Annotated in this window: 15 protein-coding genes; 8 read left to right on the top strand and 7 right to left on the bottom strand. The window is 60.0% G+C overall.

Annotated elements, in window-relative coordinates; genetic code table 11:
- Window positions 1-231 precede the first annotated feature (231 nt).
- Entirely contained in the window at window positions 232-1,569 is a 1,338-nt protein-coding gene (locus tag ACA073_RS17830; protein ID WP_497398231.1) for a lysine N(6)-hydroxylase/L-ornithine N(5)-oxygenase family protein, read from the bottom strand.
- Window positions 1,570-1,702: 133 nt separating this feature from the next.
- A complete protein-coding gene (locus ACA073_RS17835) occupies window positions 1,703-2,182 on the bottom strand; it encodes a sigma-70 family RNA polymerase sigma factor (RefSeq protein ID WP_461953911.1) in 480 nt (159 codons plus the stop codon).
- 472 nt (window positions 2,183-2,654) lie between these two features.
- On the opposite strand from ACA073_RS17835, the gene ACA073_RS17840 reads away from it, so the two are divergent.
- From ACA073_RS17840 to ACA073_RS17850, 3 genes are read left to right on the top strand one after another with little or no spacing between them, the layout of a single operon-like run.
- Window positions 2,655-3,827 (top strand): efflux RND transporter periplasmic adaptor subunit, encoded by a 1,173-nt coding sequence (locus tag ACA073_RS17840; RefSeq protein WP_497398233.1) that lies wholly within the window; start codon window positions 2,655-2,657, stop codon window positions 3,825-3,827.
- A complete protein-coding gene (locus tag ACA073_RS17845) occupies window positions 3,828-5,801 on the top strand; it encodes a MacB family efflux pump subunit (RefSeq protein WP_497398235.1) in 1,974 nt (657 codons plus the stop codon).
- Window positions 5,802-5,808: 7 nt separating this feature from the next.
- Window positions 5,809-7,203 carry an efflux transporter outer membrane subunit gene (locus tag ACA073_RS17850; protein WP_497398237.1) on the top strand — a complete coding sequence of 465 codons (1,395 nt, stop codon included), beginning with the start codon at window positions 5,809-5,811 and terminating at the stop codon, window positions 7,201-7,203.
- Between the two features lie 412 nt (window positions 7,204-7,615).
- Here the strand turns inward: ACA073_RS17850 and pvdP are convergent, their stop codons facing one another.
- Window positions 7,616-9,244, bottom strand: coding sequence for a pyoverdine maturation tyrosinase PvdP (gene pvdP / locus ACA073_RS17855; RefSeq protein ID WP_497398239.1), 1,629 nt, complete (start codon window positions 9,242-9,244; stop codon window positions 7,616-7,618).
- A 252-nt stretch (window positions 9,245-9,496) separates the two neighbouring features.
- Between pvdP and pvdM the strand changes: the two genes are divergently transcribed.
- The 5 genes from pvdM to ACA073_RS17880 all read left to right on the top strand — a co-directional run bounded on the left by pvdM (window position 9,497) and on the right by ACA073_RS17880 (window position 17,499).
- Entirely contained in the window at window positions 9,497-10,846 is a 1,350-nt protein-coding gene (pvdM, locus tag ACA073_RS17860) for a pyoverdine-tailoring dipeptidase-like protein PvdM (protein ID WP_497398241.1), read from the top strand.
- A gap of 29 nt (window positions 10,847-10,875) precedes the next feature.
- Window positions 10,876-12,156, top strand: coding sequence for a pyoverdine-tailoring periplasmic protein PvdN (gene pvdN / locus ACA073_RS17865; RefSeq protein WP_497398243.1), 1,281 nt, complete (start codon window positions 10,876-10,878; stop codon window positions 12,154-12,156).
- Between the two features lie 29 nt (window positions 12,157-12,185).
- A complete protein-coding gene (gene pvdO, locus ACA073_RS17870) occupies window positions 12,186-13,208 on the top strand; it encodes a dihydropyoverdine dehydrogenase (RefSeq protein ID WP_497398245.1) in 1,023 nt (340 codons plus the stop codon).
- Window positions 13,209-13,312: 104 nt separating this feature from the next.
- Window positions 13,313-14,962, top strand: a complete 1,650-nt coding sequence (locus ACA073_RS17875) for a cyclic peptide export ABC transporter (RefSeq protein ID WP_497398247.1) — start codon at window positions 13,313-13,315, stop codon at window positions 14,960-14,962.
- A 122-nt stretch (window positions 14,963-15,084) separates the two neighbouring features.
- Window positions 15,085-17,499 (top strand): TonB-dependent siderophore receptor, encoded by a 2,415-nt coding sequence (locus tag ACA073_RS17880; RefSeq protein ID WP_497398249.1) that lies wholly within the window; start codon window positions 15,085-15,087, stop codon window positions 17,497-17,499.
- 235 nt (window positions 17,500-17,734) lie between these two features.
- Here ACA073_RS17880 and ACA073_RS17885 read toward each other — a convergent pair whose 3' ends face one another.
- From ACA073_RS17885 to ACA073_RS17900, 4 genes are read right to left on the bottom strand one after another with little or no spacing between them, the layout of a single operon-like run.
- Window positions 17,735-18,103, bottom strand: a complete 369-nt coding sequence (locus ACA073_RS17885) for a response regulator (RefSeq protein ID WP_497398251.1) — start codon at window positions 18,101-18,103, stop codon at window positions 17,735-17,737.
- A 34-nt stretch (window positions 18,104-18,137) separates the two neighbouring features.
- Complete coding sequence (locus ACA073_RS17890) at window positions 18,138-19,160, bottom strand: sensor histidine kinase (RefSeq protein ID WP_497398253.1); 1,023 nt, start codon at window positions 19,158-19,160, stop codon at window positions 18,138-18,140.
- A gap of 9 nt (window positions 19,161-19,169) precedes the next feature.
- Window positions 19,170-20,654 (bottom strand): ATPase domain-containing protein, encoded by a 1,485-nt coding sequence (locus ACA073_RS17895; protein WP_497398255.1) that lies wholly within the window; start codon window positions 20,652-20,654, stop codon window positions 19,170-19,172.
- Window positions 20,651-21,085 (bottom strand): hypothetical protein, encoded by a 435-nt coding sequence (locus ACA073_RS17900; protein WP_497398257.1) that lies wholly within the window; start codon window positions 21,083-21,085, stop codon window positions 20,651-20,653. Before ACA073_RS17900 ends, ACA073_RS17895 begins: the two co-directional genes overlap by 4 nt.
- Window position 21,086 lies beyond the last annotated feature (1 nt).

The raw sequence follows: 21,086 nt of genomic DNA on the forward strand, positions 1-21,086 counted from the left end.
TATTGATGAAAACGCGCGAAGCTTACGCCCCGATTTCTGGAGAGTAAACGATGCATTGGCCAGTCGTTGGGGAATTGCGGGGTTCTTCAGGAAGGGTTCAGGATTCAACAGGTGTGGTGGTTTTGAGGGCCCCTTCGCGAGCAAGCCCGCTCCCACATTTGGTCCTGCGTACACAGTTCCATTGTGGGAGCGGGCTTGCTCGCGAAGAGGGCCTCAAGACCGCCGCAAAATTTAGCTGGCTGTCGCTAGCAGCAGATCCACCACCGACCGACCATGCCCCCGGTTTTTGCCATGCTCATACAACGACCCGGCAATCTCATCCGCGCGAATCGGCAGGATCGACAGCAAGGTGTCGCTCAAGCCGTGGCTCGCCTGGCAGAAGCCCTGCATGTAGATGCCGGCCTTGCAGCGCTCGTCGGTGATCAGCTTGTAATTGCGATCCACCTCGAAATCACCCAGGTACTGCTCCAGTGGCGCAAGCAGTTTGCGGTGCATCTGACGCTCATACCCGGTGGCCAAAACCACCGCGTCGTAATGACGAACCGTGACTTCGCCGGTCGCGTTGTTACGCACCGCCAATTCGATGCCGCGCTCGGTGGCTGTGGCTTTTTCGATGGTGGTCAAAGTGCGGAAGGCATGACGAGCAATGCCCGAGACTTTCTGACGATAGAAGATCCCGTAGATGCGTTCGATCAGGTCGATATCCACCACCGAATAGTTGGTGTTGTGGTACTCGTTGACCAGCCTCTCGCGCTCGCTGCTCGCCTGCTGGAACACCAGGTCGGTGAACTCCGGCGAGAACACTTCGTTGACGAACGGGCTGTCATCCGCTGGCTTCAGTGCAGAGCCGCGCAGGATCATGTCCACTTGCACCGACGGGAAGCTGTCGTTCAAATCGATGAAGGCTTCCGCCGCGCTCTGCCCGCCGCCGATGATCGCGATGCTCATCGGCTGATTGTTCACGCACGGCTGCTTGGCCATCTGTGCCAGGTACTGCGAGTGGTGGAACACCCGACCGTCATCCTTCAGCGCCTTGAACGCTTCGGGAATGCGCGGCGTGCCACCGGCACTCACCACCACCGAACGAGTGGTGCGCAGGTGTTGCTGGCCCTGGGTATCGCGGGAGATCACGCGCAGCGCTTCGACCTGCTGGTTGTGCAGCACCGGCTCGATGGTCAGCACTTCTTCGCCGTAACGGCTCTGTTCGGCAAATTGCCCGGCGACCCAGCACAGGTAGTCGTTGTACTCCATGCGGCATGGATAGAAGGTGCCCAGGTTGATGAAGTCCACCAGACGACCGTGGCGCTTGAGGTAGTTGACGAAGGAATACGGGCTGGTCGGATTGCGCAGGGTCACCAGGTCCTTGAGGAAGGAAATCTGCAATTCGCTCTGGGTCACCAGGGTGTTGCCGTGCCAGCGATAGTCCGCCTGCTTGTCGAGAAACAGTACATCCAGTTCGCCCTGGCTCGGTGCGCGCTCTTGCAGAGTGATGGCCAGCGCCAGGTTCGAAGGGCCGAAACCGACGCCGATCAGGTCGTGAACGATGGGCGATGCAATTGCCTGTGTCATTTCCAGTGTCCTCTGGATGAACCCCTCAACAGTGGGGAGTAAGCCTAAGTGACCTTGCCAGCAGGTCGTCTGTTGATAGGGAACGAGGACAATGAAATAAAATTTAATACTGTTTTTTACGAGACAGAGAGGATCAATGGGCGTCCCACTGACGCATCCGTACGCGGCAATGCTTCATCGCGTTGACGATGTGCTTCTCGACCAGCGCCCGGGAAATTCCCAGGCGTTCGGCGATTTCCGGGTGCGACAAACCATCGATCTTGCGCAGCAGGAAACTCTCGCGGCACAGCCGTGGCAATTCCGCCAACGCACGCTGGAGCATCTCCAGACGCTGGCCGTGATCGAGGCAATTGTGAGGAGACGGGGTGAAGTAGCGCTCTTCGTTGTCGAGCACTTCCAGCGACTCGACCTGACGCAAGGCATTGCGCCGATGGTCATCGATCACCAGATTGAGCGCGGTGCGATACAGAAAAGCCCGGGGCTGCTCGATCGGCGTGTCGCTGGAACGTTCCAGAACCCGCAGATAAGCGTCATGCACCACATCTTCTGCCACCTGACGGTTGCCCAGCTTGGCGTTGAGGAAACACACCAGCTCGCGATAGTAGTTTTCCAACCATGACTCCCGGCCGCACGGGTGCGGTTTCTATCCTTGAGCCACGTCGACGACCGCCGAAATGGGCAGCGGCACGATAGTGGCAGTTTGAGGAGCGTAATTTATAGTAATTCTCATATAGATTTAAAGCGTTGCTTCGTCTTGCCCGAGAAATAGTCGCGAACTTGTGGGAGATTCTATGACTGGTATTCACTCTGCGTTTTCACAAGAATTGAGTTCATCGCCGATTACTGTGGGAGCGGGTTTGCTCGCGAAGAGGCCATTGCATTCAACATCGATGTCGTCTGACAATCCGCTTTCGCGAGCAAGCCCGCTCCCACAGTTTGATTGTGTCCGCGCCTAAATTCCCCGCCGCTTTGCTCGTATAAAGGACAGCCCCCCGTCTCTGTCGGCTTCCCGACAGCGTTCAACTGTTGCCGGATTTCGTGCGCAGGTTGAACGACGGGCCGATTTCCATTGGCCGGAACCCTGCATGAAACGTCCCCGACACACCCGACGCGCCCTGCTTGTAGCACTGTGTCTGATCCCCGTTATCGCCGTGGCGGCCTGGCAGGTCATCCCGCCCGGCCGAGACAAATTCGCCACTGTGCAAGTCAGCCGCGGCGACATCGAAAGCAGCGTCACGGCCCTCGGCACCCTGCAGCCTCGACGCTACGTGGACGTTGGTGCGCAGGCGTCCGGGCAGATCCAGAAGATTCACGTGGAAGTCGGTGACGTGATCAAGGAAGGCCAGTTGCTGGTGGAAATCGATCCGTCCACGCAACAGGCCAAACTCGACGCCGGGCGTTTCTCCATCGAAAACCTCAAGGCACAACTCGAGGAACAACGGGCGCAACACGAACTGGCCCGGCAAAAGTTCCAGCGCCAGCAGCACCTCAAGGCCGGCGGTGCCACGCGCGAAGAAGACGTGCAAACCGCCCAGGCTGAACGGCGCGCCACCCAGGCGCGCATCGACATGTTCCAGGCGCAGATCCGCCAGGCCCAGGCCAGCCTGCGCAGTGATCAGGCCGAGCTTGGCTACACGCGCATTTACGCACCGATGTCCGGCACCGTGGTTGCACTCGATGCCCGGGTCGGCCAGACCCTGAATGCGCAGCAGCAAACGCCGCTGATTTTGCGTATCGCCAAGTTGTCGCCGATGACCGTCTGGGCCGAAGTGTCGGAAGCCGACATCGGCCACGTCAAACCCGGCATGACGGCGTGGTTCACCACCCTCAGCGGCGGCAAGCGTCGCTGGAGCAGTACCGTGCGGCAAATCCTGCCGGTGCCGCCCAAGCCTTTGGATCAGACCAGCCAGGGCGGCGGCAGCCCGGCGAGTTCGAGCAAAAGCGGCAGCGCTCGCGTGGTGCTGTACACCGTGCTGCTCGATGTCGACAACGCCGACAACGCGCTGATGGCGGAAATGACCACCCAGGTGTTCTTCGTTTCCGACCAGGCGAAAGACGTGCTCACCGCCCCCATCGCCGCGTTGCAAGGCGGCACGCAACCGAACATCCAGAGCGCTCAGGTCGTCGCCAAAAACGGCCGCATCGAGCAACGCGAGGTGCGCACCGGCATCAGCGATCGCCTGCGAGTGCAGATCCTCGACGGCTTGCAGGAAGGCGATCACCTGTTGATCGGCCCGGTCGACGGGAGTGGCGGCTGAATGCTGACGCCCCTGATCGACCTGCAGGACATCCGCAAAGCCTACGGCGGCGGCGATTCACCGCACGTTCACGTGTTGCGCGGCATCGACCTGTCGATCCATGCTGGGGAGTTCGTAGCGATTGTTGGCGCGTCCGGTTCCGGCAAGTCGACGCTGATGAACATCCTCGGCTGCCTCGATCGCCCGACCTCCGGCGAATACCGCTTCGCCGGGGAAAACGTCGCCGCACTCGACAGCGATGAACTGGCCTGGCTGCGCCGCGAAGCCTTCGGTTTTGTGTTCCAGGGCTATCACCTGATCCCGTCCGGTTCGGCCCAGGAAAACGTCGAGATGCCGGCGATCTACGCAGGCTTGCCGGCCGCCGAACGCCACGCCCGCGCCGCCGCCCTGCTCGACCGCCTCGGCCTGGCATCACGCACCGGCAACCGCCCGCACCAACTCTCCGGCGGCCAACAACAACGGGTGTCCATCGCCCGCGCCTTGATGAACGGCGGCCACATCATCCTCGCCGACGAACCCACCGGCGCCCTCGACAGCCACAGTGGCGCCGAGGTCATGACGCTGCTGGATGAACTGGCGAGCCAGGGTCACGTGGTGATCCTCATCACCCACGACCGCGAAGTCGCGGCCCGAGCCAAACGCATCATCGAAATCCGCGACGGGCTGATCATCAGCGACAGCGCCCACGACAACCCCGACGTGCAAACCTCGGCCAACCCCGGCGCGCTGCAAGCCGTGGATCTGCGCAAGCGCTTGAGCGAAGGCGCCGAAGCCACCGGTGCCTGGAAAGGTGAACTGGTGGATGCGGTGCATGCCGCGTGGCGGGTGATGTGGATCAACAAGTTTCGCACCGCGCTGACGCTGCTCGGGATCATCATCGGCGTCGCGTCGGTGGTGGTGATGCTGGCCGTTGGTGAAGGCAGCAAGCGTCAGGTGATGGCGCAAATGGGCGCGTTCGGCTCGAACATCATCTACCTCAGCGGCTCGGCCCCTAACCCGCGAACACCGCTGGGCATCATCACCCTCGATGACGTCGCGGCGGTGGGCAGCCTGCCGCAGGTGACGCGCATCATGCCGGTCAACGGCCAGGAAGCCGGGGTGCGCTTTGGCAACCTCGACCACTTGAGCTACGTCGGCGGCAACGACACCAACTTCCCGGCAATCTTCAATTGGCCGGTGGTCGAAGGCAGCTATTTCACCCAGGAAGATGAACGCAACGCAGCGGCTGTCGCGGTGATCGGCCACAAGGTACGGACCAAGTTGCTCAAGGACGTGGCCAACCCGATCGGCCAGTACATCCTGATCGAAAACGTGCCGTTCCAGGTGGTCGGCGTGCTCGCGGAAAAAGGCGCCAGCTCCGGCGACACCGACAGCGACGACCGCATCGCCATCCCCTATTCCGCTGCGAGTGTGCGGCTGTTCGGCACCCACAACCCCGAATACGTGGCGATTGCGGCGGCTGATGCGCGCAAGGTCAAAGAGACGGAAACCGCCATCGAGCAGTTGATGTTGCGCTTGCACGACGGCAAAAAGGATTTCGAACTGACCAACAACGCGGCGATGATCCAGGCCGAAGCACGCACGCAAAATACCCTGTCGCTGATGCTCGGTTCGATCGCCGCGATTTCGCTGTTGGTGGGCGGGATTGGCGTGATGAACATCATGCTCATGACCGTGCGCGAACGCACCCGCGAAATCGGCATCCGCATGGCCACCGGCGCCCGCCAGCGCGACATCCTGCGGCAGTTCCTCACCGAAGCGGTGATGCTTTCGGTGGTGGGAGGTCTTGCGGGCATTGCCCTGGCGCTGATCGTCGGCGGCGTGCTGATTCTCAGCGAAGTCGCGGTCGCGTTCTCTTTGATAGCGGTACTCGGCGCCTTCGGCTGCGCCCTGGTCACCGGTGTTGTCTTCGGCTTCATGCCCGCTCGCAAAGCTGCCCGGCTCGACCCGGTCACGGCCCTTACCAGTGAATGATCGATCTATGAAAGCGCCACTCAGCCTGTTGACCCTCTGCGTGTTACTCAGTGCGTGCGCCAGTCCCGACCCGCGTCCGGACAGTGGCCTGCAGCCGCCGCCCACCTGGCAGTCGGCGCACAGTGATAACGCCTTGTTGAGCAACGCCCAGTGGTGGACGCACTTTGGCAGCCCGCAGCTCGATCAACTGATTGAACAGGCGCGCGTCGGCAGCTATGACCTGGCGGCGGCACTGGCGCGAGTTCGTCAGGCCAGGGCGACGACCGTGATTGCTGGCGGTTCGGCGCTGCCGGAAGTGAAGGGAGCAGTGAACGCCAATCGCCAGAAGCTGATGCGCGGCAACGGCTACAGCCAACTGGACGCCGACAGCAGCGACAAAGCGGTGGATTACTTCGACGCCAGCCTCAGCGCCAGTTATGAAATCGATTTCTGGGGCGGCCAGCGTGCCTCCCGCGACAGTGCGCAATTCGGCCTGCGGGCCAGTGAGTTCGATCGCGACACGGTTGAGTTGACGTTGCTCAGCGCAGTTGCCAGCACCTATGCGCAAGCCCTGTCGTTGCAGGAGCAGCACCGTATCGCGCAGCTCAATCTGGCGAACGCGCAAAAGGTTTTGAACCTGGTGCAAACCCGCTTCGACGCAGGCTCGGCCACCGCCCTGGAACTGGCGCAGCAAAAGAGCCTGGTGGCCGCGCAACAACGACAGTTGCCACTGGTGCAGCAACAGGCCGAAGAAGCGCGGATCACCCTCGCCGCCCTCCTCGGCCGTCCCGTTCAAAGTTTGAAGCTCGACGATCAGCGCTTCGATCAGCTCAGTTGGCCGGTCATCGGTGCGGGCGTGCCCAGCGACTTGCTCAACCGGCGCCCGGACATTGCTCGCGCGGAAGCGCAGTTGGCGGCCGCCCGGGCCGACGTGACCGTGGCCAGGGCGAAAATGCTGCCCACCGTGACATTGAGCGCCCAGATCGGTTCTGGCGCCGACACGTTCAACGACGTGCTGCGCAGCCCGTTCTATAACCTCACCGCCGGATTGGTCGCGCCGATCTTCAACAACGGACGACTAAGTGCTGAACGCGACAAAGCCACGGCGCGTCAGGAAGAGCTGCTGGAAACCTACCGTGGCGCGATCATCAACGGCTTTGCCGACGTGGAAAAAGCCCTGACGGGTATTCGTGGACTGGATGCCCAGCGCGAATGGCAAAGTGAAGAGCTGAGCCAGGCGCAAACGGCTTTCGATATTGCGCAAAGCCGCTATCAGGCCGGAGCCGAGGATTTGCTGACGGTGCTGGAGACGCAACGCACGCTGTATGCCGCACAGGATCTGAATGTGCAGTTGCGGTTGGCGAGGTTGCAGGCGAGCATTGCGCTGTACAAGGCGCTTGGGGGTGGGTGGCAGGTGTTGTGATTTGCAGCGATTTCAGAATCGCCATCGCGAGCAAGCCCGCTCCCACAGTTGATCTGGGGTGTTTACACACAATGGGTTCGCCATAGATCCAATGTGGGAGCGGGCTTGCTCGCGAAGAGGCCGTCACATTCAACTTTCCATCGACTGGCAGGCCGCCTTCGCGAGCAAGCCCGCTCCCACAGTTGATCTCCGGTGTTCACACACAATGTGTTCGCCATAGATCCAATGTGGGAGCGGGCTTGCTCGCGAAGAGGCCGTCACATTCAACTTTCCATCGACTGGCAGACCGCCTTCGCGAGCAAGCCCGCTCCCACAGTTGATCTGGGGTGTTTACACACAATGGGTTCGCCATAGATCCAATGTGGGAGCGAGACCGGCTTGCCGGCGAAGAACGATAACGCGGTATGCCTGGTTAACTGGCAATCGGTTTAGCCTTCAGATTCCGCGCATACCACGGCCGTTGCGGAACCTTGCGGAACAGGTCCGCCAGTTTCTTCTCGTCTTCGCCAAAGGTAATCCGCAGCGCCAGCTTCATGGTTTCCGGGTCCATTTCCACCGACTTGCCCGCCTGCAACCCCGGCGTGGTGTTGCAGCCGTGGGTGCTCGGGCCGAGCCACGGGTCGTCGATCTCGACCCAGCGACCGGGTGCGAACCACGGCACGCCTTTGACTTCCAGCCGACTCACTTCCCCCTGATGAAAGCGCTCGTGCGCGCGGAACCAGTCTTCGAGACGGTCGTCGATCCAGCCGTGGAAATGCCAGAACACCGGGTTCACATGGGATGAGAACGGGTCACCGAGGAAGTCGTTTTCCGCCGCGAACCAGCGAGCGGAAAAGTCCGCCGTGTCGCGGGCAAACGGCACGGGCTGTCCATTGGACGGGTCGCGGGGCACTGACGCCCAGCGCATGTGCAGCCAGTCATGCAGCCCGAGTTCGACCTCGGAACCGAACTGCCCCAAGGTCAATTTCGCCAAATAACGCGGATCACGGTATCGCGATTCCCAGACCTGAAAATTGCTGTGGTAGGTCTCGGCGGTCTTGAGATCGGCGACCCACTGCGAGTATTCGTCATCGTCATCGGCGCGCCAGGCCGGCGGCAGCGCGGTTCCATCGTGGTTGTCGAAGTAACGCGCAAAGCCCTGACGATCGCGCACCAGCTCCGGCTGAGGTAACGGAAATTGCTGCCAGGACGGCAAGTCTTGCAAGGAGCGCGCGGTGCCGAGCATGTGCCGGTGCATGAAGAAAAAGTCGATGCCCGAGCCATTGCGGTCCTTGCGCGGCCCGCGCGCATCGCGCTCCTTGTCCCGAAGCCCTGGCTGCCAGCCAATACCGCGCAAGGCGTCACGCTTGTCTTCGGACAAGGTGTGCCATTTGTCTCGCGAAGCGTGCCAGAGCTGATGGAACAGGCGGTGCTCGGGGGAAATCAGCCACGTCAGCAACGCCGGGGCCAGGCCCGTGCGTTCGCGCGCTTCAGGGAACACTTGTTTGACCGCGACGAAACGGTTGTCCTGGGCGGTCAAGGCCGGCGGACGATCCAGACGCAGCACGCGACCACTCAAGGTGCCGCTGCCGGCATTGCCGAATGCGGCCCAGACTTCGTCCAGTTTGAAGGTGAATTCATAATCCGGCGTCCCGGTCGGGGATCGGGAATCGATCAAACGCCAGCTCAGCTCGGTGCTGTTCGTGCCCGCCAGATCGCCGAGGACGCGATAGCGTGGCGTCGGTCCGCCGCGCAGTGCATCGAACGTATCCAGAAAACCGTTGAGCCCACGACCCTTGTGACCGACGTCGAGCAGCAGTTGCAGGCCCTCGCGAGGCAAGCCGTCGAGCCCCGCGTCACGGCCCTCGAAACGTATGTACCAGACGCCCTGCAAGGTGTTGGCCAAACGCTGCCCGGCCACATCCGCGACGTCGAATGACGCTTCGCCGGGAGTAATGGTCGGGTCCGGTTTAGTCAGTTCGCGATGCCCGTAATACGCCGCAGGCAGGGCAGCGCCGGTCAGTGCCAGCCCCGCCAGGAACCATCGTCGAGAAATCGTCATTGCCCTACCTGTGTCAGCCATGGAGCAGGCTTTATCCAAGCTAGAACGTTTGTTGCCTTCACAAATTTAAAAGCTTCGCGAGCAAGCCCGCCCCCACAGTGGACCGAGGTGTACGCAAATCAAATGTGGGAGCGGGCTTGCTCGCGAAGAGGCCCTCAGCCCCCCTAAATTTCCCACTCGGCCACTCGTTCTCCCCAGATAGCAAAGGCCCCCGCGCCTGCACCCTCGACGGCGAACCTGACTGAGATGGCAATGACAAAACCTCGTTCGAAAAAGGCTCTTTTCATTGGCCTGCCCCTGGCGCTGGCCATCGCCGGCGCGGCAGGGTTTGCGGCCTGGAATTACTGGCTCAACGACAACCCCGGCTACCCGATCGCGGTGATGAAACAGGCCGATGAACTGCAAGAGCGCATCCTCTCGTTCGACAGCCACATCACCGTGCCGATGGATTTCGGCACCGCCGAAAACGAGGCCGACAAGGACGGCAGCGGCCAGTTCGACCTGGTCAAGGCAGCACGCGGTCGCCTGTCTGGCGCGGCGCTGACCATTTTCGGCTGGCCCGAAATCTGGAACGGCGACAACGCCCCACACCGTCCGACCGCCGGATTCATCGACGAAGCCCGTCACGAGCAGGAAACCCGCTACAAAATCATCAGCACCCTGGTGCGCGACTTCCCCAATCAAGTCGCCATCGCCTACACCCCGGACGATTTCCGGCGCCTGCACGGCGAGGGCAAGTTCGCCGTGTTCATCAGCATGCTCAACGCCTACCCGCTGGGTAACGACGTCAACGCACTGGATAAGTGGGCCGCGCGCGGGATGCGCATGTTTGGTTTCAGTTACGTGGGCAACAATGCCTGGGCCGACTCGTCCCGTCCGCTGCCGTTTTTCAATGATTCCCGTGATGCGCTGGGCGGCCTGTCGGAGCTGGGCAAACAAGCAGTGCATCGCCTGAACGACCTCGGCGTGATCATCGACGTGTCGCAAATGTCGACCAATGCGCTTGAGCAAGTCAGCCAATTGAGCCGCGCCCCGATGGTCGCCTCGCACTCGGCGCCACGCGCGCTGGTGGACATCCCGCGCAACCTCAGCGACAGCGAAATGCAGCTAATCAAGCACAGTGGCGGCGTGGTGCAGATCGTCGGTTTCCCGACCTACATCAAGCCGCTGAGCCAGGGCACGCAAGACAAACTCAACGCCCTGCGCGCGCGTTTCGACTTGCAACCGCTGCAAGGCCTGGAGATGGCGCTGATGCCGGGCGACCCGGTGATCACCGTGTGGTCGGAACAGCGCTTCGGCGAATACGCCACTCAGCTCTACGGCATCATCGATGAAGAACCCAAAGCCACCCTCAAGGATTACGGCGACGCCATCGACTATGCGGTGAAAAAAATCGGCATCGACCACGTCGGCATCAGTTCCGACTTCAACGACGGTGGCGGCCTGAACGGCTGGAAAGACGTCAGCGAGGCGCGCAACGTGACCGCCGAGCTGATCAGTCGCGGCTACAGCGAGACCGACATTGCCAAGCTCTGGGGCGGCAACTTCCTGCGCGTCTGGGATCAAGTGCAAAAGTCCTCCAGACCCGTCGTCCAAAACTGACATTCACCTTTGCCAAGCGAACCGAATTCATGACCAACCGTCGTACATTCCTCAAGCAGGCCGGCATTGTCGCAGCCAGTATTCCCCTGAGTTCCGCGGTCAGCCTGCCTGCGCTGGCCGCCATGCCGGCGCCGCTGCCCAAAGACAAATGGACGCAGTTTCGCCAGCTGTTCAACCAGGATCCCGACTACCTGCACTTCGCCAATTTTCTGGTGACCTCGCACCCACGGCCGGTGCGCGAGGCCATCGAGATGCATCGCGCCAACCTCGATCGCAACCCCGGTCTGGCCATGGACTGGCATCGCGGCGAAACCGAACGCCGGGAAGAAGAAGTCCGCGTGTGGGCCGGCCGTTACCTGAAAGCCAAGCCCTCGCAGATCGCCCTGACCGGCAGCACCACCGAAGGCCTGGCAATGATTTACGCCGGCATCCATGTGCGTCCGGATCAGGAAATCCTCACCAGCGAACATGAGCATTACGCCGCCAACAGCGTGTTTGAATACCGCACGCAAAAGGACGGCACCCAGGTTCGCAAAATCAAATTGTTCGAAGACCCGTACAAGGTTTCGACCGATGAAATACTGGCTTCGATTGCCCGCAACATTCGCCCCGAGACTCGCGTGCTCGGCATGACCTGGGTGCACTCCGGCAGCGGTGTGAAATTGCCGATCGGCGAGATCGGCAAACTGGTCGCCGAGAAAAACCGCGACCGTGAGGAAAAGGATCGCATCCTGTATGTGGTCGATGGCGTCCACGGTTTCGGTGTGGAAAACCTCGATTTCCCGGACATGCATTGCGACTATTTCATCGCCGGCACCCACAAATGGATGTTCGGCCCACGGGGCACCGGGATCATCTGCGCCCGCTCGGACGAGATGAAAGATGTCACGCCGACCATCCCGACGTTCTCCGAAGCGACCACGTTTTCGACCGTAATGACTTACGGCGGCTATCACTCGTTTGAACACCGCTGGGCGCTGACCGAAGCGTTCAAGTTGCATCTGGACCTGGGCAAGGCCGAGGTTCAGGCGCGCATTCACGAGATCAACAGCTACCTGAAAAAGCGCTTGCAGGAGCATTCGTCAGTGGAGCTCGTCACGCCGCTGTCGTCCGAGTATTCCGCCGGTTTCACCTTCTTCCGGATCAAGAACCGCGACTGCGAAGAAGTCGCCAATTTCCTGATGGATCAGCGCGTGGTCTGCGATGCCGTCGACCGCGACGTCGGCCCGATCATTCGCCTGTCCCCGGGCCTGCTCAACACCGAGGCGCATATCGATCGCGTCATGACGCTGTTGGCCAGCAAGCTCTGACACACCGATTCCCTTTAGCGAGAATGCTCATGAAAAACCTCCTGCACCGATTCATTGCTGTTCAGTCCTGGGCATTGCTGAACCTGTGGCGAGGGAGCTTGCTCCCGCTGGGCTGCGCAGCAGACCCTGTTCTTCAGGCGAAGAGCGGGGGTCGCTTCGCGCCCAAACGGGAGCGAGCTCCCTCGCCACAGGTTTATGTTTACGCAGTATTGGCACTGCTGGCGTTGTTGCCCGTCGCTTCCCAGGCCTCCACCGCGCCGCTGCCGGGCAGGGTGTTCAAGGATTGCCGCAACTGTCCGGAAATGGTCGTGTTGCCTGCCGGCACCTTCACCATGGGCACGCCGGAAGGTGAAGTCGGTCGGGAGCCCGATGAAGGCCCGATGCACGAACTGACGTTCGCCAAACCGTTCGCCATGAGCCGATACCAGATCACCGCCGGTGAATGGGACCAGTACATGAAGGAAACCGGGATCACCCTTCCCGACGGCGACACCCGGCCCGGCCGCGAGTGCATCAACAGCAAGCCACGTTATCCACAGAGCCCGCGTCAGCCGGCGGTGTGCATGAACTTTGCCGAGGTCCGCGCGTATGTCGCGTGGCTGTCGCTCAAGACCGGCCAGCACTACCACATCGTCAGCGAGGCCCAGCGCGAATACGCCGCCCGTGCCGGTTCAACGGGGCCGTTCCCGTTCCCGTTCGATGAAGGCACCGAGTACAGCATCGCCACCCATGCCAATACTTACGGGCCAACCGACGGCTACAGCTACACCTCCCCGGCCGGCAGCTACCCGCCGAACGCCTTCGGCCTGTACGACATGCACGGCAACGTCTACGAGTGGATCGCCGACTGCGAACACAGCGATTACGTGGGCGCCCCCACCGACGGCAGCGCGTGGGTCGAAGCCAACTGCGAAGCCCTGCAGATTCGCGGCAATGACTGGGGCGAAGCGCCGGTGTTCTCGCGTTCCGGCAACCGCAACAACATCTACCCGCAAACCCGTGGCGACTGGATCGGTTTCCGTGTCGTGCGCGATCTGCCGTCCAAAGGCTGACCCCCTCCTCCTGCGGCCGCCGCCAGTCGGCGGCCGTCTAAATTAAACGCCTGACCACACGTTCTACTGGGTATCTGCTTCACGACCCAAGGAACCCTCTCCCCATGACCCAGCCTACGCGCGGTGCAATTCATGAATTGTTCACCCTCCTGAAACCGTTCCGGCTGGTCGTCAGCCTGTCGATCATTCTGGGCATGGTGGGCGGTCTGAGCGTGACGGTGCTGCTGGCCACGATCAACAATGCCCTGCATTCGGAAAGTGGCCTGACCCAGGGCGTGGTCGCACTGTTTGGCGGACTCTGCCTGTTGGCGCTGGCGAGTTCGATCTGCTCGGACATCGGCACCAACTATGTCGGTCAGCACATCATCGCCAAGCTGCGCAAAGAGCTGGGGGAAAAGGTGCTGTCGGCGCCCATCGAACAGATCGAACGCTATCGCAGTCACCGCTTGATCCCGGTGCTGACCCATGACGTCGACACCATCAGCGACTTCGCCTTCGCCTTCGCGCCACTGGCCATTTCCCTGACCGTGACCCTCGGCTGCATGGGCTACCTGGCGCTGCTGTCGTGGCCGATGTTCCTGATGATGGTGCTGGCGATTGCCATCGGCACTGGCATCCAGTTTTACGCACAGGGCAAAGGCATCAAAGGCTTCATGGCCGCCCGTGACGCCGAAGACGAATTGCAAAAGCACTACAACGCCATTGCCGGTGGCGCCAAGGAACTGCGCATTCACCGTCCGCGCCGCCAGCGCATGTTCACCTCGGGCATCCAGGGCACGGCGGACTTCATCTGCAACACCCAAGTGCGCTCGATCAATACCTTCGTGATCGCCAAGACGCTGGGGTCGATGCTGTTCTTCGTGGTCATCGGCCTGGCGCTGGCCCTGCAATCGTTCTGGCCGAGCGCCGACAAGTCGGTGATGAGCGGCTTCGTCCTGGTGCTGCTGTACATGAAAGGCCCCATCGAGCATCTGGTCGGCACCTTGCCTGTGGTCAGCCGGGCGCGGATTGCCTTCCGCCGGATCGCCGAACTGTCGAGCCAGTTTTCCTCGCCCGAGCCGCATCTGCTGCTCAACGACACCGGCAAAAAACCGGCCGTGGTCAACAGCCTGCAACTGGACAACGTCAGCTATGCCTTCCCCGCTGCACCGGGCAGTGAAGCGTTCCGTCTTGGGCCGGTGAACCTGAGCATCGAACAGGGCGACATCATTTTCATCGTCGGCGAAAACGGCTGCGGCAAGACCACACTGATCAAGTTGTTGCTGGGACTGTATGCGCCGCAACAGGGTGCAATCCTGCTCAACGGCGAAGGCATCGATGCGCAGAACCGCGACGACTATCGCCAACTGTTCACCACGATTTTTGCCGACTACTACCTGTTCGATGACGTGGTGCAGGGCGATCAGCACATTCCCGAAGACGCCAACAAATACCTGCAACGCCTGGAAATCGCACACAAGGTCAGCGTCAAGGACGGAAGTTTCACCACCACCGACCTGTCCACCGGCCAGCGTAAACGCCTGGCATTGGTCAATGCCTGGCTGGAAGAACGGCCGGTGCTGGTGTTTGACGAATGGGCGGCCGACCAGGACCCGACCTTCCGCCGGATCTTCTACACCGAACTGCTTCCGGACCTTAAGCGTCTGCGCAAAACCATCATCGTCATCTCCCATGACGATCGCTATTTCGACATGGCCGATCAGCTGGTGCGCATGGAATCGGGCCGCGTGGTGACGGAGCGGGCGACCGCCTGACAACAGCAACACCCGTCATTCGCTGAATTTGTCGGAGTTTGTTTTCCGGTTTCGTCGGCGTGATGCGTCTAATAATAATTATCATTAACTAAAAACTGCACACCTTAGGAGCGATTTGAGCAATGCAAAGCCCTACCCTGTCCCGCGCGCCGTTGGCATTGGCCATCGCATCGCAAAAGAAATTCCGAACAGTCGTACCGGGTGCGTTGCTGACCCTGTTGCTGCTGGGCACGTCTGAAGTCCAGGCGGCTCCGGTGAACGTCAATGTTCCCTCGCAGTCGCTGGCCAGCGCGCTGCAACAACTGGGTCAACAGACCGACCTGCAGATTCTGTACAGCCAGGACATGGTCAACGGCCTCAAATCGACGGCGGTTTCCGGCAATCTGGAGCCGGAACAGGCGTTGAATACTTTGCTGCTGGGGAGCGGCATTACGTTTCAACTGACGGGTAACACCGTTTCGCTGATTCCGGTGGCCGGCAACTCCAGTGCGCTGCAACTGGGCGCGACCGCCATTTCCGGCGTGGCACCGGGGCCGACCACTGAAGGCACGCATTCCTACACCTCCGATGAAGTCAGCATCGGCAAGGGCAACATCAAGCTCAAGGACATTCCGCAGTCGGTGTCCGTCGTCACGCGCCAGCGCATGGACGACCAGAACATGAACAGCCTGCAAGACGCGATGCGCCAGGTCACCGGCGTCACCATCAAGACGTACAACTCCGGTTCCAGCCTGAACGACGTCTACATGCGCGGCTTCCTCGTCGACCAGGTGCAGGTTGACGGCGTGTCGCAACCGACCGGCCAGGGCGACATGGGCACCAGCTTCGACCTCGCGATGTACGATCGTGTCGAAGTGCTGCGCGGCCCGTCCGGCCTGTATCAAGGCGCTGGCGAACCCGGCGGCACCATCAACGTGGTGCGCAAGCGTGCACTCAACAAATTCGCCCTCGGCGGCGAACTGGGCGCAGGTTCCTATGACCATTACCGCTCGATGGTGGACGTCACCGGCCCGCTGAACGATCAGGGCACCGTGCGCGGTCGTTTCATCACCGCTTACGAGAACAACAAATCCTTCGTCGACTCCGCCCAGAACGAACGCCCGATGGTGTACGGTCGCTTGGAATTCGACCTCGATGCATCCACCACCCTGTCGGTCGGCGGCGCCTACCAGCAGAACCACTCCACCCCGGCGTTCGGCTTGCCGGCCTTTGCCGACGGCAAATTGCTGGACGTGCCGCGCTCGACCTTCGTCGACGCCAAGTGGAACACCCTGAACGAGAAAGTCTGGGAATCCTTCGCCGAGGTCGATCACGCGCTGGATAATGGCGGTCAGTTCAAGACCACCCTCACCTACCGCGATGCAGAAACGCCACAGCGTAACTTCACCTGGGCCGACGGTGCGGTCGAGCCCAATGGCGACAGCTGGGCCGTGGCGTATGACTACTACACCCACATCAAGACCATCGGCGTCGACAGCTTCGTGACCACGCCGTTCGAGTTCGCTGATCGCCAGCACGAGTTCACCGTAGGCGCCGAGTACCAGCACCTAGACAAAGACTTCGAATACGGTGGCGGCGAGTACTTCCCGATCAACGTCTACAACCCGGGCAGTATCGATATTCCCAAGAACGACTATGAGCGGGTCAACGGCAACTGGTCCAAATCCGACCAGTACGGCCTCTATACCCGCGCCAAGTTCAACGTCACCGACTGGCTCGACGTGGTCGGCGGCAGCCGCGTGACCTGGTACGAAAGCGACGCCAAGAACGCCAACGCCTTCTTCAGCAACTTCGGCGAAGCCCACACCAGCATCAACCGCAAGGTCGTGCCGTACGGCGCCATCATCGCCAAGCTGACTCCAGAACTGTCGGCCTACGCCAGCTACACCGGCGTGTTCAAGCCGCAAAGCGAAATCAGTGCCGATGGCGGTCCGGTCGGCCCGCGCAAAGGCAAGCAGTATGAAGTCGGCCTCAAGCGCGAGTTCTTCGACGGACGCCTGAATGCCAGCGTTGCGGTCTTTCGCATATACGATGAAAACCGTGCCGAATACGACAACGCTTCCGGCGCCTACATGACCGAAGGCAAGGCACGCAGCGAAGGCTGGGAAACCGAGCTGAGCGGCAACCTGACCGACAACTGGAGCATCGTCACTGGTTACGCCTTCACCTCCACCAAGTTTCTGGAGGGCGATGACGCCACCAAAGGCAACACTTTCAGCACCATCACGCCCAAGCACAACTTCAACCTGTGGACCAAGTACGAATTCACCGACGGCCCGCTCAAGGACTTCAGCGTCGGCGGTGGTGTGCGTGTAGTCAGCGATACCCACTACCAGCGTGACGTGAAGTTCGAACAGGGCGGCTTCGCGGTCACAACGGCCCAGGTCGGCTACAAAATCAACGAAAACCTGTCGTCGACGCTGACCGCCAACAACCTGTTTGACCGTAAGTACTACGACCGGGTGGATGGGTCGTGGGGGACTAACTTCTACGGCGATCCGCGGAATTTGACGTTGACGTTGCGGGCTAACTACTGATTGCTGCGTACGTTAAATGTTGAACACCACCGGGCCGCTTGCGACTCATGCTGAGACAGTTAAGCGGCTGATCTTGTAGGAGCGAGCTTGCTCGCGATGGACGCCAACGATAACGCGTATTCTCTGGATACACGCGGCGTCCTGAAGTTCATCGCGAGCAAGCTCGCTCCTACAAATTCTCTTTACTGACAGGCATTAGCCGCTTGCGGCACGGTTTTGTTTAATGCGGGTCACTTCACTTGAATTGGTCTAATACGCCCGAAACAGAGTCAAGCATCGCGCCACCCGTCCAAGGCTTGGCCAAGAAGCGGATGTTGGCGCCAAGCTCCAGCACTCTTTGCACTTTTCCTGACGTCAGTATCATGGGAAGTGAAGGCCACCGGAGCGTCACGATTTTGCTCAGGTCATATCCGTCCAGAACGCCTGGCATGTTTATATCACTGACTATCAGGCAAAGTTGATTGGCACCGCTTTCCAAAAAGACCATTCCCTCATCGGCCGAAGCGTAAGAAATTACAACTGCGCCCATGTCTTCGATGATTTCTATGAGCAACATCCTGACCAGTTCATCGTCTTCCAGAACAAGTATCGAGGGAGCGGTCATTGTTATGTACTCCTCTTATTGGAATTAGAAGCCGTTAAGGATGTGCTAACGGGAACGTCACAATAAATTCACTACCTTTGCCTTCCCCTTCGCTTCGACCAATGATTTTCCCGCCATGCGCTTCAACCAGCTCACGAACCACGGTCAGACCAATGCCCAAGCCTTTCCCGCAGAAGCTTACGGCGTTGGCGTCCCGCACATAGGGATCGAATATGAAGGGAAGTGTTTGTGCGGAAATGCCGATGCCGTTGTCGCAAACACTTATTTTCAACAGGTCGGCTTCCAGGGTCAGGGATAACTCGACGTTGCCCTCATTTGGGGTGTACTTGACCGCATTGCTGAGAAGGTTGTACAGAACCTGAGTGAGCCGCACTGAGTCCCCATTCATTACCAGCTTTTCATGGGAAAAACGGGTGCTGAAATAGAGTTTTTTAGCCGCCATCATCGGGCGGCACGCCTCAATCGAAGTATTGATGACATGGATAATGTCGAGATCGGCGCGATTGAGACTCAACTTGCCACTGCTGACGCGAGACACGTCCAACAAATCCTCAACGATGCGGGACAAATGCTGAACCTGGCCCTCAATCAGCGCCCGCATTCGGGGCAGTTCTACGCTGGGCATGCTGACCATGCGCTCTGCGATCATGCTGATCGGCGTCAACGGATTACGAAGCTCATGGGCCACTTTTGCCAGAACACCTTTCTGCTGTGCCAATGCCTGTTCGGCCTTGGATTGCATGTCTTGAGCGCTGATGGCGGCGATAACCAGCTGCTCGTTTGCCTCAAGCGTTTCCAGGTACGGATCGGATAATTCTGCATCCGCAGGCACGGTCGAATCTGATTGCCCCTCTAACATCGCCAACACTAATTGTTGATTGGCCTCAATCAGTTGTTCTATTTGCGGGCTGTCTCTCAGTTCACTATTTACTTCGATCAGTTCTTTTTCCAGGGACACCAGAAGCGCCCGAGCTGTGACGATTTTTTTGCCCAACAGCAACAGTTCGCGAGCGGCATTTGCCCTCTCACGCTCATTCTTGCTATCGGTGTCGCTCATACTGGGTACTCAATCATTTTCATCTCCGTGACGTGTCCCGTCGGGATTGTTCTTTTTGGGTCGCCCACCCAACAATCCTTCCTGGCCGTGAAGCATTTCTCCCACCTGCAAACCGTTGTCATCGATGTGGTACAGGCGCAGTTCATCCGAGTGAGCGCTGGCCCTAACCTTGACGACACCCATGATACGCAGTAGACGGCTGTCAACTTCGATATAGCGCTGAACGATGATTGCATCGGTCAGGAACGCTGTACCGTAAGGGCTGAATCGTAGATCGGTATAGCGGTCTTCGAGTTCGGAGGTCATCAACACCGTAACACCGATACCGGTCAGTGCAGTGACGAGGCGCGACAACGATTCACGGAAGTCCTCGCGGAATGTCGGTGCCACCGCCAGTTCGAAGCCTGAGAGCGAATCGATGACCACCCTGGTGGCGCCCAGGCGGCGGATCTCTGTGAGCAACAGTTGGACGATTTCATCGATCGATAAATCCGGGGCATGACTCTCTACCAGTCCCACCTGGTCATTTTGAATCAATGCGGCGAGCTCGGCATTGCGCAGGTGATTAGGGCGTTGCTCGAACACCGCGACGACCCCGGTTTCACCGTTGCGGGCACCTTCAGCGAGGAATGTCGACGCCAAAATGCTTTTTCCTGACCCGGAGGGCCCAGCCACCAGCAGCGAGTAACCCTTGGGCAGGCCACCGCCGAGCATTTCATCAACACCCGGCACACCCACTTTCAATCGTCCGGCTGGCTTGTTGGTGATCGGCTCCGGGACTTCCAGCGCGCTCGCACTGGCCGGTGGAAAGACCTTCATCCCGGAATTGGCAATGCGGAAGGTGTGCAGCCCCGGCAGTGTGGGTTGGCCGCGCATCTTCATGATCTCCATTTTGCGCACCATGGAATTGCGCTGCACGCTCTGGCGCAGCCAGATCAGGCCGTCCGCCACAGTGAAAATGGGATTGGTATCCGTCTCGGTGAAGTACTCGCCAATCAGGAACGTGGTCGCTTGCCAGGTGGTCATCAACATGCCCAGTTGCTGAATGAACTGCGGCAGATTGTTGTTTGGATTGACTTGGGTCTGGCTCGCGAGCACGACCGAGCGGAACGAGTCGACAAACACCAGGGCCGGGTTATGTTTTTCGACCTCGACGACGATGCGGCGCAATACTTCGTCCAGATCACCCGCAAGGGTGTCGTCAGCCAGATTGATGTAGCGAACGGACTTATTGATCGCTTCATTGTCGAAAAAGTCGAATTGCTGTTGGTAACGCAGCATCTTCAGCGGTGGTTCACCCAACACAGTAAAAAACAGCGCCGGACGCTCCGGTGTCGCCAGGGCAAACATCATTTGATGCGCCAGGGTGGTTTTACCGCAGCCAGGGGGGCCGGCAATGAGGTTGAAGGAAAACTCCGGCAAGCCTCCGCCCAGCACCTCGTCCAGCCCCGGTACGCCAGTAGCCAGACGGTTGATTGTCACTTTGGTACTCATGACGAAGTTTCCTGCGCAGGTGGGGCGCTTAAGTTGTTGTCCCACACATCGAGTAGCAGGCGTGCGGAGAGCGATGGACCGATCAGCGTGGCCAGCAACTCGTGAAGCGCTTTGAACCATTCCTCGCCAAAAAACAGGGCGTCGGTTTGATTTTGCTGGATGAGTATGGATTTGAGATCTGTCAGATCTAGCGGGTCCGCCAAGCGGGTGTAGGTGCCCGCCAGACGTGGATGCACGGAGGTGCATAAGTGAAGGCTTCGGCGAAAGAGCGCAGCGACCCCTTTCGGTCCGATGATCGGTACGAGAGCAGCGTTTGTATCTTGCAGCATCGCAATAATCACATCGGCGACCTGGTCAATGCCATCGACGTGATCAACCCGGAGCGCCAGGGACGCGACGATCCGGCGGCCCTCTTCGCTTTCCGTAGACATG

This window comes from Pseudomonas sp. LBUM1670, assembly GCF_059695695.1.